Origin of the sequence: Flavobacterium piscisymbiosum, assembly GCF_020905295.1 — a bacterium.
Taxonomy (GTDB): domain Bacteria; phylum Bacteroidota; class Bacteroidia; order Flavobacteriales; family Flavobacteriaceae; genus Flavobacterium; species Flavobacterium piscisymbiosum.
In genome coordinates, this window is sequence record NZ_JAJJMM010000001.1 from 2,177,033 (window position 1) to 2,192,873 (window position 15,841).

Here is a 15,841-nt window from a genome sequence, read left to right on the forward strand (position 1 = left end):
CAAAAGTAAAAGCCGCAAATTTCAAAATGAAGTTTGCGGCTTTTTTATAAATCTAAAATCGGAACTCTAAAATCAGAAATTATCCTAAGAAAGGGTATCTGTAATCTTCAGGAGTTACAAAAGTTTCTTTAATCGTTCTAGGAGAAGCCCAACGTAATAAGTTCAATGCAGAACCTGCTTTATCGTTAGTTCCTGAAGCTCTTGCACCACCAAAAGGCTGCATACCTACAACAGCTCCTGTTGGTTTGTCGTTGATGTAGAAGTTACCTGCAGCATTTTGCAATTTCGTAGTAGCTACTTCAATAGCATAACGATCCTGGCTAAATACAGCTCCTGTAAGAGCATACTCAGATGTAGTATCAACTAATTCTAAAGTCTCTTCCCATTTTGCATCTTCGTAAACATATATAGTAATAACTGGTCCGAATAATTCGGTTTCCATTGTAGTATATTTAGGATTTGTTGTTACAATAATTGTTGGTTCAATAAAGTAACCTACAGATTTGTCGTAATTTCCACCAGCAATGATTTCAGCATCAGCATCTTTTTTAGCCTGATCGATAAAACCAGCCAATTTATCAAAAGAACCTTCGTTAATAACTGCAGTAATGAAGTTTCCGAAATCTTCCGGAGAACCCATTTTCATCGATTTTACATCAGCAATTAATTGCTCTTTTACAGCTGGCCATAAACTTTGCGGAACATAAGCTCTTGAAGCTGCAGAACATTTTTGCCCCTGAAATTCAAATGCACCACGAGTAATTCCTGTAGAAACTTGTTTTGCATTAGCGCTTGGGTGAGCAATGATAAAATCTTTACCACCAGTTTCACCAACGATTCTTGGGTATGTCTTGTAGTGGTGAATGTTAGCACCAATTTTAGCCCAGATATCTTTAAATACATGAGTTGATCCTGTAAAGTGAACTCCGGCAAAATCACGGCTTGCTAAAACAGTATCAGTAATCATTAAAGCATCTCCAAAAACAACGTTGATAACGCCATCAGGAACACCCGCTTCTTTGAAAATATCGATGATGATTTTTGCAGAAAAAACCTGGCTATCACTTGGTTTCCAAACCACAACGTTACCCATCATTGCAGCACTTGCAGGAAGATTGGCAGCAATAGCAGTAAAGTTAAAAGGAGTAATCGCATAAACAAAACCTTCAAGAGGTCTGTATTCTAAACGATTCCATGTAGTAGAATCAGACTTAGGCTGATCTCCGTAAATTTGCGTCATAAATTCTACGTTGTAACGTAAAAAGTCGATCAATTCGCAAGAAGCATCAATTTCTGCCTGATGAATATTTTTAGATTGTCCAATCATTGTAGCAGCGTTAATACGCGCTCTGTATGGTCCTGCAATAAGTTCAGCAGCTTTTAAGAAAATAGCAGCACGTTGTTCCCATGCCATATTTGCCCATGCAGTTCTTGATTCAAGAGCATTAGCAATTGCTTTTTCAATATGTTGTTTTTCAGCTAAGTGATAAGTTCCTACAATGTGTTTGTGATCGTGAGGAGCTGATATTGTTCTTGTATTTCCAGTTCTGATTTCTTCGCTTCCAATGTATAACGGAACGTCAATTTTAGAATTCCACAATGTTGTGTAAGCTGCCTGAACAGCTGCTTTTTCTGGTGAGTTAGGTGCGTAGCTTTTTACTGGCTCGTTTACCGCTTTTGGTACATGAAAGAATCCTTTTAGCATTTTATTTAAAATTAGATAATTAGACAATTTAAGGGTTAGATGATTTGATTTGTTACGAATAATCTAACGCTGCACAAAAGTACAAAGGATAAATTAATAATTTGACAAATTTATGATTAAGATAACGATAAAAAAGAGCAGGCTTTTTTAAACTTTTTTTAGTTTAAAGCAAAAGGAGCACACATTCTAAAAGTAGGAACAATTACTTTGAATGTTTTTGTAGAGGTAAAATTGATCATATTAAAATAACCTTTCATTGCACCATAAGGAGATGACAATAGACAACCTGAGCTATAAGTGTGATTTTCTCCAGGTTTCAAAACCGGTTTTTTACCAATAACGCCTTCTCCGTCTACAACTTCAAGATCGTTTAAAGAATCAAATATTTCCCAGTGACGAGAAGTTAACTGAACTGAATCTTTGCTGTGATTTTCGATTGTAACTACATAACTAAAAGCAAAGTGGATCTTGTAGTTCTTGAAGTAAGTACCTTCAAAACTAGTCAAAACAGATATTTTTATGCCTCTTGTTATCTGAGAAACCATACTAAAGTAGTAAATATGTGTGGGTTATAGTTGCAAAGCTACAAAAAAAAATCTTTCAATCTAAATCCTTAACAATGTTTTAATTTACGATGTTTATCGAGTTGGCATTTCCTTTTCCTATAACTCTCTGATAACGATCTGTACTTTCTTTGTAATAAACCAATATGGTATACTCATTTTCAGTTTGATAAAAGTTTCCATCAATCGCATTTTCATAATCAATAACACCTTTTTTATCGGCAATTGTATATTGAAAATTAGTAAAACCTTGTTTAATCATGACCGCTTTTTCAAAAACAGCTTTCTCAGTATTATATTCCATTTTGTATTCTGGCGATAAACTATAGTTGTTGAACATTCCTGTAATATAAATGTCTTTGTTTGTTGATCTGAAGGTCGGGGCCGAAAGAGTAAAATAAACCCAGGCATAATCGGCTTCAATGTCGTTGCTTGAAGCGTTGATGTTTTTCACCACAAAATTTCCATTTACATCCTGATACACGGTATAAATTTGGTTGGCTCTTGCCTGATTTGTATATAAGTACGAATTGTAAATGTCGTTATTGGCGCCAACTCTTCCCACATTATTGCTTGCTGCACGAATGTCTTTATTTTCGAAATATAAAAATTCATTTCCGCCCCAAAATTGAGTTTCCTGATTGTATTTGTAAACCAATTGATTCCCTATTGTGTATTGAGGAGGAACATTTTTGATAGCGGTATTAAAATTGCCGTTTTGTAATAATAAGATTTTTACATTTTGTAACGGAGTTTGAAAAGTAATATCATTCGATAATACGGCAAAGTCAAGATTTTGTTTGTAATCAATATTCGTAACATCACGACTTCGTTTTACCTGAGCCGAAACTGTAGCATGATTTTCATATAAAATAAATTTTCTGGAGAAAATGAGCTCTCTGTCCTCATTTAGAATCCTCAGCATATAATTTCCCGAAATTCGTAATTGAGATGTAAACTGATTAGGAAAAGAAAGTCGATAATGAGAGTATACCTGAAGCGTATTAAAAGAATTAGAGTAATCTGTAATTCTTTGGTTATCAAAACCGCTAATGTAATCTGTTTTTGGGATATCAGTTGGTTTCCAGTTATAATCGCAATGGATAACTTCAAAATAATAATTGGCTTCATTACCAAACAAATCATCAAACTGAAAGGTAAAATTGTCGCCTAACTCAAATATAGGTACTACATTACTGCCGTTTTGAACAAACGAAACAGTTTTGATATTGTATGGAGGATCAATCTCGGTTTGTATTCCTTGCGCCAGGGCTGTGGCCGAAGCAAAAATGAAAATAAGAAGAAGATTTCTAAACAAAAATTTTGGCATCATATTACAATTGTAAGATTGTAAATATAAGAATTATTATATAATGTAATAAGATGCCGCTTTTACTGCTTTCGAAAACAAATTTATTAAGAGCTCAAAATGTATTCTAAGTTCACTTCGATTTCGTCATTAATATAACTTTCTTCTAAAAGCGAATCAGATAATAACTTTTTGTTTTCCTGTAGTTTGATAATTTTTTCTTCAACCGTATTTTTCGAAATAAACCTTATAACATTTACTTTGTTCAATTGTCCAATTCGGTGCGCTCGCCCAACTCCCTGCTTTTCAGCAAAAGGATTCCACCACGGATCTAAAAATAAAACATACGAAGCTTTGGTAATATTAAGACCAACGCCGCCCGCTTTGAGCGAAATAAAGAATAACAAAGGCTTTTCTTTTTCCTGAAACAATTTTACCTGTTGTTCTCTTTTACTAGCAGGAGTTTCTCCGGTAATCTCGCAAAAGTCTATTTTGTTTTCCTTACACCAATCTGTATAAAAATGCAAATTAGTCACAAACGAACTAAAAATGATCGCCTTTTGTTTCTCTTTTACTAAAGTTTCCAGATAATTAGTGACGGCATTATATTTTCCCGAATCAATTTCAGATTCCTGATCCACCATTTTTGGGTGATTACTCAGTTGTCTTAACTTCATCAGCGTATTTATAATACTAATTTTGTCCGGGCTCGATCCGTCTGTTTTTAGTAAAAAGTTCCGTGCTTTAGATTTTTCTTTTTCATATAATTTTTCCTGTTCAGGATCCATATCACAATAATAAATCTGCTCGGTTAATTCAGGTAAATCTTTCAAAACCTGTTCTTTGGTTCTCCTTAAAATATAAGGCTGAATGATGTTTTTTAGTTCAGATAAACTGTTTTCGTCTTGTTTTTTCTCAATCGGAATTTTAAAATTCTGAGCAAAAAAATCATAACTACCCAAAATATCCGGATTTATAAATTGCATTTGCGACCATAAATCATCTAACGAATTTTCGATAGGAGTACCGCTTAAGGCAATTTTATGAGACGTATTTATTTTAGTAATTGCTTTAAAAATCTTAGAGTTTTTATTTTTAATGTATTGACTTTCGTCTAAAATTAAATAACGGAAATTGTATTTTTCTAAAATTGAGATATCACGGTGAACAATGCTATAACTCGTAAAAATCAAATCAGTTGAAGCTAATCTGCTGGCCAATAATTTTCGGTCATTGCCCACATATTGCATTTTCGAAAAATGCGGTGTAAATTTTGCCGCTTCATTGTACCAGTTAAAAACCAATGAAGAAGGTAAAACAATTAAAGCTTTTAAAGGTTCTCTTTCAATAGTAGTTTCATTCTGAAACAAATCAAAATTGGTGGTTTTAGTCGTAAATCCCAGTTGTTCCTGTACGGCAACCAGAACGGCAAGAGTTTGTAATGTTTTACCAAGTCCCATATCATCAGCGAGACAAGCACCTAAATTGGAGTTAAAATGACCCAGAAGCCATTTTACACCATCGATTTGATAAGGTCGTAAAGCTGCTTTTAATAAATCAGAAGATACGTACTCGGCCTTGTGAATGATATCATCTTTGATTTCCGGAATCGCATCCAGAGCAGCAAAGTTGCTTTTACGCAGAAGTAAATTTCCATTCTCTGTTTTGGCCAACTTTGCCAGCGAACCATATTTACTCAACCATTCTAACGGAATCAGAAAATAGTTTCCGTCAGGCAATAAAAAGAGTCTTTCTTTGCTTTTTATGTTCGGAATAATTTCACTGAAATTGATCGTATAAGCGCCAATCGTAATAACTATTCTGATATCGAACCAATCTTCTTTTGTTTCTTCTTTCGAAGCAGAAACAGTATGGTTTTCTGTAATGATTTCTTTGCTTTCCAGTTTTAAATTACAGATCGTAAATCCTAAATTTTCAAGCTCTTCCTTGCGATCAATAACAAATTGAATGTTTACATAAGGATCTGGATTTTCTGCATCAGAATTTAATCCAAACAATTCGTTTTTGATTTTTATTAAACCAAGCTCAAGTAATTTGTTTGTATATAAAGTTTCATCAGCACTGCGTTTAAACTGAATAATTTTAGGTTCGTTGGCAACACTAAAATCAACAAACGAATGTGTTTTTTTGGTTTTACTACTATCAAATGAATAACCGTTATAATCAAAATAAAGGTTGAGGTAATAGCAGTTTTTAAAGAAATCAAAAACAGGCTGAATCGTGCTTGTAACAATTTGATCACGATGTTCAATTTCAAAACCAGTAGCGTCTATGTCTATTTTTTTTGCTATTTCAGGAATGAAACTTTTAAAATAATCATCAACTAATTTTGAAGGTATTTCAATTGACTGTTTCTTTAAAAACGGCGTAAGTTTTTTAGAATTAAGATCCTTTAACTGTCCTAATTTTTTATCGATAATTAACCAGCTTGGCTGATCCAGCAGTATTTCGACACTGCTGTTCATGGGTAAAAATGAAGTTTCGTTTTCTTTTAAAGATAAAGTATACGTAATCCCTTCAGCATGTTTGTTAAATTCAATTTGAGGTTCAAAATGCAGCGGAGCGGTGTTGACTCTGGATCTGTAAAAATCCTTTTCAGCACTCATATTTAGGGATAACGGAAATTGTTTTTGTACAATAAGACTATAAAAAGAGCCTAAATTTAATTGCAAATGCTGACGAATGGCAAATTCAATTTTAGAATCTTTTTGCAAATCAGCAATTGTTTTTGCCGATTTGACTTTTGTACTGAATTTTTTAAAAATAAAGTCAGGTTTTAAAGATTCGCAAGCCGTCAATATTTTTTTTGTGTCAGGATCTAATTGATCAAAAACAATAAAAAAACTTTCAAGTACGTCTTTAGTTGCTTTTTTATTTAAATATTTAATGTCATCGGTACTCTCAACGATGTAAGCAGTTGGAATATAATGATTCAGATTTTTTTCAAAACTGATATCAAAACAAAATTGAAATGAATTTGAAAGATCCAAGATAAGGCGGTTAGGTTGGTTGTAATTTGGGAAGTGGCTTAAACTAAAAAAGTTTTCAAAATACTGCTATTCTGAAAACTTTTTTAAATGAACTTATATCACTTATGTGGTGAAAAATCCGAACGATTTAGTTTTCTGGTTTGAAGCAAAGCGGAATAATTTCTCCTTTTGCCAAACAATATTTCTCTACTAATTCAGGTGTAATTTTATTGGTATAATCTTCTTCGATTACGATAAAACCAATGCTTCGTAATTTATCAAAATAGTCGCGGCCGTAAATACGAACGTGATCGTATTGTCCAAATATTTTAGCGCGTTCTTTTTGGTCTGTAATAGTATCATCAGCAAAAGTTACCGCTCTCGACAAATCTTGCGGAATTTGAAGAATCGCCATTCCGCCTGGTTTTAGCACGCGAAATAATTCCTGCATGGCTTTTGTGTCATCCGGAATATGCTCCAGAACGTGATTACACAAAATCACATCGTATTCATTGTCTTTAAAAGGTAAATTACAAATGTCTGCTTTTACATCGGCCAAAGGCGAAAACAAATCTGTTGTCGTGTAATCAAGGTTTTTTTGCTTACGGAATCTTTTGTAAAAAGCTTGTTCCGGAGCAAAATGCAATACTTTTTTTGGAGCTGTAAAAAAATCTGTCTGATCGTTTAAATACAACCAAAGCAAACGGTGTCTTTCTAACGAAAGTGTACTTGGCGAAAGTACATTGTTACGTTGTTTTCCATATCCATAAGGCAAAAACGATTTGAAACTTCTCCCATCAATAGGATCGGTATATTTTGTTCCTTTTAATGAAAATGCCAAAACCGGACGAGCCACATAGCTCAAACGAATTAATAATGGACGCGGTATTGTATTGAGTACGAGTTTAAAAAGTTTCTTCACAGTTTAATAGATTTGAACACGAATTTCACAAATTTACACGGATTAATGTAACGGTGAAATTTCACGAATCTTAGATTTGGGTTAAAGTATTATTCTTTTATATTTAAGGCTATCTTCTCCAAAATTTACTAGTAAACCTAGTTTGTTTTTTGATGCTGCCAGATAATTTAATGTTTGTTTTATTTCGCTGGTCGAAAGAGCTACAATTGCTTTTAATTCTAAAATGATTTGATCAAAAACCACAAAATCGGCGAAATAATAGCTTGATAAAATGATGTCTTTGTATGCGCGATATTGTATTTCAATTCGCGGCTATAGGGTATGCCATTTTTTTGAAATTCATATTCCAAAGCATCACCATAAACTTTTTCACTATGTCCTTTGCCTAAAATTTTATGGACTTCCATACAGATTCCTATAATTTTATAAGATTCTTTTTTTAAATACAATTCGCTCATCATCATCAATCATCAGTGAAATTTCGACAAAATATTATTTCGTGCTAATTCGAGCAATTCGTGTTATAGTACCAACGGAACTTTTCTGAATTCATCTTCTTCATTGCTTACGATTCCTAAAGCTTTGTAGATGTATTGAAAAGTCGATAACAATTCTGGTTTTCCATCAATTAAAGCTACATCATGCTCGAAATGCGCGCTTGGTTTTCCGTCAGCAGTGGTAATTGTCCAGCCGTCTTTATGTTGTTTGATGTTTTTTGTTCCCATATTAATCATTGGCTCGATTGCAACAACCATTCCTTCGATAAATAACTTTCCGCGACCACGTTTTCCGTAGTTTGGCATTTCTGGTTCTTCGTGCATTTTTTGCCCTAAACCGTGACCTACCAATTCGCGAACAACTCCGTAACCGTGTCCTTCAGTATATTTCTGAATCGCATTTCCAACATCTTCAACGCGATTTCCAGCTTTAAATTCTCTGATTCCTACGTAAAGAGATTCTTTCGTTACCTGCAAAAGTTTTTTAACTTCAGGAGCAACTTCTCCAATTTCGAAACTATACGCGTGATCACCGTGATATCCGTTTTTGAAAGCGCCACAATCTACCGAGATAACATCACCGCTTTTCAAAGGTGTATTATTAGGTATTCCGTGTACAACTTGTGAGTTTGGACTCATACAAAGTGAATTCGGAAAATCATATAATCCTAAAAAGCTTGGTACAGCACCGTGATCACGGATAAATTCCTCAGCTAATTTGTCTAAATATAATGTGGTAACTCCTTCTTTAATTTCAGAAGCAATCATTCCTAATGTTTTAGATACGATCAAAGCACTTTCGCGCATTAATTCGATTTCTTCACGTGATTTTACTATAATCATAATTTCGGATTTTCAGTTGGCAAAAGTACGACTTTAATATTATTTTTTTTAGGTTGAGAAGTTTAAAATTTTTCGCCACGAATTTCACGAATTGGCACGAATTAATTTTTATAATCAGCTCAAAACGAATGAAATTATTAAAAATTAGTTTTAAAGCACATACAAGTAGTGTTAATTCGTGAAATTCGTGAAGAAACGACAATGAATAACGTTTCGGGTTGACAGAAAAAAAACGTAAATTAGTAAGTGTTAAAAAATAATAAGTTATGGAAACGTCTATAGATCAGGAAAATATATCAAAAAAGAAAGCTTTAAATAAAATGAAAGGCAGCGCTTTGGCACTTTTAGGTGTCGCAGTGCTTTTATTTATCATTGCAATTTATTTTAAAATTCCCATGTTGCAGGCTTTTAGCGAAGCGGCAATGGTGGGTGGAATTGCCGATTGGTTTGCTGTTGTGGCATTATTTCGTCATCCGTTAGGAATCCCAATTTGGCATACGGCAATTATACCGACCAAGAAAAATGAGATTGGTGAAAATCTCGGGAATTTTGTTTCGGAAGAATTTCTGAATCGTGAAAAATTAGAAATTAAATTAGAAGAATTCAACTTTGCTACAAAAGCGTCAGATTGGTTGTCCCAACAAGAAAATGCTAATAAAATTGCCAATCTGGTGGCGGTGAATATTATCCCCGGAATTTTAAAAACAATAAAAGATGAAGATATAAAGCGATTTATTCAATATCAATTTAAGGAAAAACTGGAAGGAATCAATTTTGGAGATTGGGTAGCATTGGCTTTAGAACCTTTGCAAAAAGGGAATGTAAAAGATGAATTGCTTACCAATCTTCTGGATGTAATGAGTACGGAACTGAGTAATAACAAAGATCTGATTCGTAAAAAAGTAAAAGAATCTACGCCGTTCTTAAGTTTTGGTCTGGCCGATAAAAAGATTTCTGAAGGTGTTTTTAATGGATTGGCGGAGTTTTTACATGAAGCTAAAAATCCGGAAAGCGCAGTAAGAATAAAAATAGACGAATATGTTTATGATTTTCTGGATAAAGTAAAAAACTCCGAAGAAATGCGAATCAAGATCAATAATATGATTTTGGGTTTTGCAGGCAAAAAAGAAGTTCAGGATTATATCAACGGAATTTGGGATGAAATAAAACTATCAATTTCGAATGATTTAGACAAAGGAGATCAATCTTCTATTAAAAATAGTATTTCGAATTTGATTCAGGGTTTTGGAAACGGAATAAAAGAAGATCCCGTGATGATCGATAAGATCAATAATTTTATCAAGAACGATTTACTGTCTATTCTTTTAAACAATAAAAAAGTGATTGGAGATTTAATTTCTTCTACCGTAAAAAGTTGGGATGGTAAAGAAGTTTCAGAAAAATTAGAATTAGAAATAGGGAAGGACCTTCAATACATTAGAATCAACGGGACGCTTGTTGGAGGTTTAATAGGAATTCTAATTTATTGCGTCGAATGGACGTATCACTATTTTGTGTAAAAAAAATAAAACCATATAAGTAATATAAGTTATTATAAGCTTTAGGCAGCTTATTAAATGAACTTATATCACTTATATGGTTTTAAAAAAAATGAAGTGTTTCTACAACAACGAATGACAAGTCATTGCGTTTGGCTGCTGAACTCCCATTAGTTCTAAAATAGTAGGAGCAATGTCGCCAAGAACACCATTTTCGATATTTTTCAATTCTTTATCAACCAAGATAATCGGCACAGGATTCGTTGTGTGTGCAGTATTTGGGCTTCCATCAGGATTGATCATGGTTTCGCAATTTCCGTGATCGGCAATTACAATCGTGGTATAATCGTTGGCAAGAGCCGCTTCTATAACTTGTTTTACGCAAGCATCAACCGCTTCACAGGCAAGAATTGCCGCGCTCATGATTCCGGTATGACCTACCATGTCTCCGTTTGCAAAGTTTAGGCAAACAAAATCAACTTCTTTTTTATTCAATTCAGGAACAAGAGCTGCTGTAAGTTCATGAGCACTCATTTCTGGCTGTAAATCGTAAGTGGCTACTTTTGGAGAATTTCTCAAAATACGGGATTCACCTTCAAAAGGAGTTTCTCTACCGCCAGAGAAGAAAAATGTTACGTGTGGGTATTTTTCTGTTTCGGCAATACGAATTTGTTTTTTGCCAGCTTTTTCAAGCACCTCACCAAGAGTTTCGGTAATATTATCTTTATTGTAAACTACTTTTACGTTTTGGTATGTTTCATCGTAATTGGTAAGCGTTACATAATACAAGTTTAGCTTGTGCATGTTTTGCTCATGAAAATCGTGTTGTGAAAGTGCTTCTGTAAGTTCGCGACCTCTATCAGTTCTAAAGTTAAAGAAGATCACCACGTCACCTTCAACAATTGTAGCTAAAGGTTTTTCTTCTTCATCTACCATTACAATTGGTTCAATAAACTCATCTGTAACATGGTGTGAGTAACTGTCAAGCATGCTTGCAACTGCACTTTTAGACGGAGTTCCTATTGCATTAACAACTAAATCGTAAGCTAATTTTACACGTTCCCAACGTTTATCACGGTCCATTGCATAATAACGACCAATGATTGAAGCGATTTTTACAGGGGTATCTTTGATATGTTCTTCTAAATCCTGAATATATTTTGCGCCTGATTTAGGATCAACATCACGACCATCTGTAAAAGCATGAATGTATACCTGGTCTAACCCATATTCTTGCGACGCATCAATTAATCCGCGTAGGTGAGAAGTATGAGAGTGAACACCACCATCAGAAACTAATCCTAAAAAGTGAACTTTTTTATTGTTTTCTTTAGCATAAGTAAAAGCATCAACAAGAACTTGTTCTTTGGCAAGTGTTTGGTGTGCTACAGCTAAGTTTATTTTGGCTAAATCCTGATATACAATTCTTCCTGCACCCAGGTTCATGTGACCTACTTCACTGTTTCCCATTTGTCCCTCAGGTAAACCAACATTCAATCCGTCGGTTCTAAGTTGTGCGCTTGGGTAGTTTTGGTAAAGGCTGTTTATAAAAGGAACTTTTGCATTGTCTATTGCAGATACTTTAGGGTCAGGAGATTTTCCCCAACCATCTAAAATCATAAGTATTACTTTTTTATTCATCATTTTTAGTTTTTTACAAAGATAAGTCATTTCTAAAATGTGCACGAAAGCATTTGTACAATTATGTTTAATAAAATGAAGTGTATTAAAAAATAATAAATTAATTAAAGAATTCTTTATTTTTTAAAATAAATTCATGCTAAGCTCTTTTTCTAATCTTATTTTTAGCAGCATTTTATTCGATAAAGCATTATTTACGACATTATTCTCGGGTAAACAGTCGTGTTGTGTTTGAGATTTTTATCTGTTTTTTAAGTTCGGAAATTGAAATGATCTTTATATAAAACTGAAAAACTATCGGAGGCATTTTAGGGTGATCTTTTCGATTCGCATAAACAGCATTTTCAAAAGAATAAAAAGACTTTTTTTTGATGAAACTTCCATAAGATACAATAAAACAGATAGTTTATTGTTTTATTTATGAAAGAATAAGTTTCAAAATTACCATTAAATTTTGTTTTTATTAAGAAAATTGCTATAAATCTTAAGATTGTATGCAGAAGAAAAAATCTTACAGAAATAACAGTTTTATGTTAATAATGTTAAAATTTCGGCAAAAAAGGCCTGATTTTCAGGCTAATATTTTGAGAACATAAAAATATTTATACTTTTGCCTTACCCAGATTTTTTATTAACCTAAAGAAATTCAATGATTTACAAAATTTATCCATTGCTAGTGTTTTTGCTATTATCTTTTGGTAAAGATTCAAATAACACTCCCGAAATTAAAGAAGCAACTACAAAAAGTATTGCTAAAGTCGAAAAATTTACTGTCGAAGCAAAAATTGAAAGTGTTTATCATATGCTAAATTCTAACAATTTTAATTTGCCGGGACTTAAAACTTTTTCTGAGGCCTTAAAAGGGTTTTATTTATTAAAAGAAAAAGGAGTTATCCAGAAAGATATTTTAACTGTTATTGATTTTAGTTTGTCATCAAATACAAAACGCCTTTGGGTAATTGATTTGACAACAAATACAATCCTGTTTAATTCTTTAGTTGCTCACGGAAGAAATACCGGAGAAGAATTTGCATCGAATTTTTCAAATTCAAATTCATCTTTCAAAAGCAGTTTAGGTTTTTATGCAACAGGAGAAATTTATCAGGGAAAACACGGAGCTTCTTTGCGTTTAGATGGTTTAGAAAACGGAATTAACAGTAATGCCCGTCAAAGGGGAGTTGTAATGCATGGCGCCGATTATGTTTCTGAATCTTTTATCAGAGATCATAAAAGATTAGGCAGAAGCCAGGGTTGTCCAGCTCTTCCAATCGAGTTGACGGATGAAATAATTGAACTTATAAAAGACAAATCGTGTTTGTATATCTATCATCCGTCAAGAAGTTTTGCGATGGAACAAAGATTAATTTCTTAATTTAGCATACAAATCCGAATCCAGATTATAAACATCAGCTCTGAAAATGAGCTGATTTTTTTTGCTCCATGCTGTCCAGTACCATTGATATAAAGCGTACTTTTTTGTAATTCTAATGCTCGTTGTCTTTTTTGAAGCAATTATAGTATCGATTTTATCTTTTGACCATTTCTCAGAATCATCTAAAATATGTTCTGCTAATTCCAGAGGATTCTCTACACGAACACATCCTGAACTCAACGAACGATTGTTTCTTCCAAAATTATTACGATGATTGGTATCATGTAAATACACACTATGATGATTTGGGAATAGAATTTTCATTAACCCTAAAGCGTTGTTGTAACCTGGGCTTTGTACATAACGATAATTTCCGGGTTTGTTTTCGTTCCAGTTGTTTGGGTCAACTGCATTTCCGGCAGTGTCATATATAGTAATGTTTTTATTGGCTAAGTAATTTCGATTTCGTTTCATTGCCGGAACAACATCTTCCTTTAATATCGTTGGCGGAACGGTCCATGTAGGGTTAAAAACAACCGTTTTTAGAGTCGATGTTATAATAGGTGTTTTTCTTTTACTGGTTCCTACAACAACATTGCGAACCAAAGTAGTGTCCTGATTCTCGACCACATTCAGGCTATAGTCCGGAATGTTGATGATGAAATAGTTTTCGGCCAAATCATTATTATACCATCTCCAACGCTCTAAGTTGGCGATAATTTGTTGCTTTCTTCTTTCTTTAGAATAGTTTAAAGCGCTAATCGTTCCAACGCCAATAACGCCATCAGAAGCCAAACCATGTCTTTCCTGAAATTTCTTTATCGATTCAAACGTTTTTTGATCGTAAATTTTAGTAAGAGTATCTTTTTTAAGCATGTCCTGCCAGTAAATAAGCCTTTTTTTAATATTTATTAAGGCTGAATTGGTGTCGTTTAAAGTGATTTTATCTACAGATTCAATTTTTTTGATATCATCATCCGGAAAAGTATTAATGATTTCCAGCGACTTTAATAGTTGTTTGTAGATATAAGCTTTCGACTGAATGTTATCAACCACGCTGTCTAATTTGTTTTTATTAAAAGCTTTAATAAGAACATTGTTTACGTCAAAAGTTTTCTCTTCTAGATCCCAATCGTTATATAACTTTTTAGGATCTAGTTTTCCTTTGTAAAGGTGATTTAAATACTTTTCGAAATTATAAGTAATAAGTATGTCGTATGTTGCAAGATCAGCATCGCTTAAAGAAGCAATTTTTTCTTCGAATTTCTTTAGCTTAGAAGATTTGTAATCTTCAGGGTCTAAACCTAATTCCTCAGCTTTTGATAATTGAGATAAAACGTAAGTTCTCTTTTTTAAGTTTCCCCAAACCGTTTTATTTTCAGATGAGTTATAAAATTGTTTCAGTGTTTCGCTTTTAAAGGTACCAATAAGTGCAGTGTCAATTTCTACTTTTCGTTCATCAGTAAGTATGATAGCCGGTGCGGTTTTTTTTACCACAGGGGCAATGATTTTTGGAGCGTCTTTCTTGCAGCCAATAAAAAGTAATATTACTAATAAGAAGTAAAGTTTGTTCATTCGGTGTTTTTTTTAAACATTAAATAATGTTCGATAATATTTTAATATCAAATGGTTCTCCTTGGGGCTGGTGTTCCATTTTTTTATAAAAGCCATTTTGTGGCTCTGATGCTAAAATCAAAATCAACTTTATTGGCCTTGCAGTAGGTTTGGCAATGCTTAATAAAAGTCTTTTTCAGATTCTCTTTTTTATATGCGTTTGTAAAACGATTATAAGGAACTTGTTTTTGATTTTACTCGGCAAATATAGTACTGATTTTATCGAATAACGAAATAATTCCTATTAAATTTTTATTATCAAATAAATCCAAATAGAGCTTGGTTTTTTCATGTAGGATTAAAAGATGCAATGTCTCCACGTTTCTTTGTTTTAATAAAGAGTTGTCAGGCCATCTAAGTTCTTTTGGCACTCTTTCCTTAATAATATTCCTATTTTTTGAAAAAATAATGATTCTATAACTTTTTAGTTTTAAATGTATTATAAATTATTGTTGTTTTTTATTGAATTTTTTTGCGAAAAAGCTTGTTTTGAACTTAACTTTATTTTTATATTTGCACCACAGTAATGCGAAAGTAGCTCAGTTGGTAGAGCTCCAGCCTTCCAAGCTGGTTGTCGCGAGTTCGAGCCTCGTCTTTCGCTCTAAAAAACCGGAATTTAATTGTTTCGGTTTTTTTATCAAAATTAAATAATTTTTGGTTTTTATTTTTTTAAACGATTTAATTATTTATATTTGCACCCTGTTAATGCGAAAGTAGCTCAGTTGGTAGAGCTCCAGCCTTCCAAGCTGGTTGTCGCGAGTTCGAGCCTCGTCTTTCGCTCTTCAAGATCCTCAAACAATTTGTTTGGGGATTTTTTGTTTTAAACCATATAAGTTATATAAGTAATTATAAGTTTTGTATTAATTGGAATTTCTGATTTTTTTAA

Annotated in this window: 10 protein-coding genes, 2 tRNA genes and 1 pseudogene; 4 read left to right on the top strand and 9 right to left on the bottom strand. The window is 33.2% G+C overall.

The features are described 5' to 3' along the window. Positions 1-79 precede the first annotated feature (79 nt). The 7 genes and pseudogenes from pruA to map all read right to left on the bottom strand — a co-directional run bounded on the left by pruA (position 80) and on the right by map (position 8,829). Positions 80-1,705 carry an L-glutamate gamma-semialdehyde dehydrogenase gene (gene pruA, locus LNP81_RS09650; protein ID WP_230035363.1) on the bottom strand — a complete coding sequence of 542 codons (1,626 nt, stop codon included), beginning with the start codon at positions 1,703-1,705 and terminating at the stop codon, positions 80-82. Positions 1,706-1,863: 158 nt separating this feature from the next. Then, positions 1,864-2,250, bottom strand: coding sequence for a Co2+/Mg2+ efflux protein ApaG (gene apaG, locus LNP81_RS09655; RefSeq protein WP_065452127.1), 387 nt, complete (start codon positions 2,248-2,250; stop codon positions 1,864-1,866). A gap of 79 nt (positions 2,251-2,329) precedes the next feature. Then, positions 2,330-3,598 carry a type IX secretion system plug protein gene (locus LNP81_RS09660; protein ID WP_230040894.1) on the bottom strand — a complete coding sequence of 423 codons (1,269 nt, stop codon included), beginning with the start codon at positions 3,596-3,598 and terminating at the stop codon, positions 2,330-2,332. Between the two features lie 86 nt (positions 3,599-3,684). Then, positions 3,685-6,588, bottom strand: a complete 2,904-nt coding sequence (locus LNP81_RS09665; RefSeq protein ID WP_230035365.1) for a DEAD/DEAH box helicase — start codon at positions 6,586-6,588, stop codon at positions 3,685-3,687. A 127-nt stretch (positions 6,589-6,715) separates the two neighbouring features. Beyond that, positions 6,716-7,489, bottom strand: coding sequence for a class I SAM-dependent methyltransferase (locus LNP81_RS09670; RefSeq protein WP_065452128.1), 774 nt, complete (start codon positions 7,487-7,489; stop codon positions 6,716-6,718). Positions 7,490-7,570: 81 nt separating this feature from the next. Beyond that, positions 7,571-7,947: pseudogene (locus LNP81_RS09675) on the bottom strand (GxxExxY protein). Between the two features lie 63 nt (positions 7,948-8,010). Beyond that, on the bottom strand, positions 8,011-8,829 hold the full coding sequence (map, locus tag LNP81_RS09680) for a type I methionyl aminopeptidase (RefSeq protein WP_230035367.1): 819 nt from the start codon (positions 8,827-8,829) through the stop codon (positions 8,011-8,013). A gap of 266 nt (positions 8,830-9,095) precedes the next feature. Here map and LNP81_RS09685 point away from each other — a divergent pair, with 266 nt between their 5' ends. Continuing rightward, positions 9,096-10,349 carry a DUF445 domain-containing protein gene (locus LNP81_RS09685; protein WP_230035369.1) on the top strand — a complete coding sequence of 418 codons (1,254 nt, stop codon included), beginning with the start codon at positions 9,096-9,098 and terminating at the stop codon, positions 10,347-10,349. 102 nt (positions 10,350-10,451) lie between these two features. Here the strand turns inward: LNP81_RS09685 and gpmI are convergent, their stop codons facing one another. Next, on the bottom strand, positions 10,452-11,969 hold the full coding sequence (gpmI, locus tag LNP81_RS09690) for a 2,3-bisphosphoglycerate-independent phosphoglycerate mutase (RefSeq protein WP_230040896.1): 1,518 nt from the start codon (positions 11,967-11,969) through the stop codon (positions 10,452-10,454). 649 nt (positions 11,970-12,618) lie between these two features. On the opposite strand from gpmI, the gene LNP81_RS09695 reads away from it, so the two are divergent. Then, on the top strand, positions 12,619-13,341 hold the full coding sequence (locus tag LNP81_RS09695) for a murein L,D-transpeptidase catalytic domain family protein (protein ID WP_230035371.1): 723 nt from the start codon (positions 12,619-12,621) through the stop codon (positions 13,339-13,341). Here the strand turns inward: LNP81_RS09695 and LNP81_RS09700 are convergent. Then, positions 13,330-14,916 carry a L,D-transpeptidase family protein gene (locus tag LNP81_RS09700; protein ID WP_230035373.1) on the bottom strand — a complete coding sequence of 529 codons (1,587 nt, stop codon included), beginning with the start codon at positions 14,914-14,916 and terminating at the stop codon, positions 13,330-13,332. The genes LNP81_RS09695 and LNP81_RS09700 overlap by 12 nt on opposite strands. A gap of 567 nt (positions 14,917-15,483) precedes the next feature. Here LNP81_RS09700 and LNP81_RS09705 point away from each other — a divergent pair. Beyond that, positions 15,484-15,556 (top strand) — tRNA-Gly (locus tag LNP81_RS09705). Between the two features lie 106 nt (positions 15,557-15,662). Continuing rightward, positions 15,663-15,735, top strand: a tRNA-Gly gene (locus LNP81_RS09710). Positions 15,736-15,841: the final 106 nt, after the last annotated feature.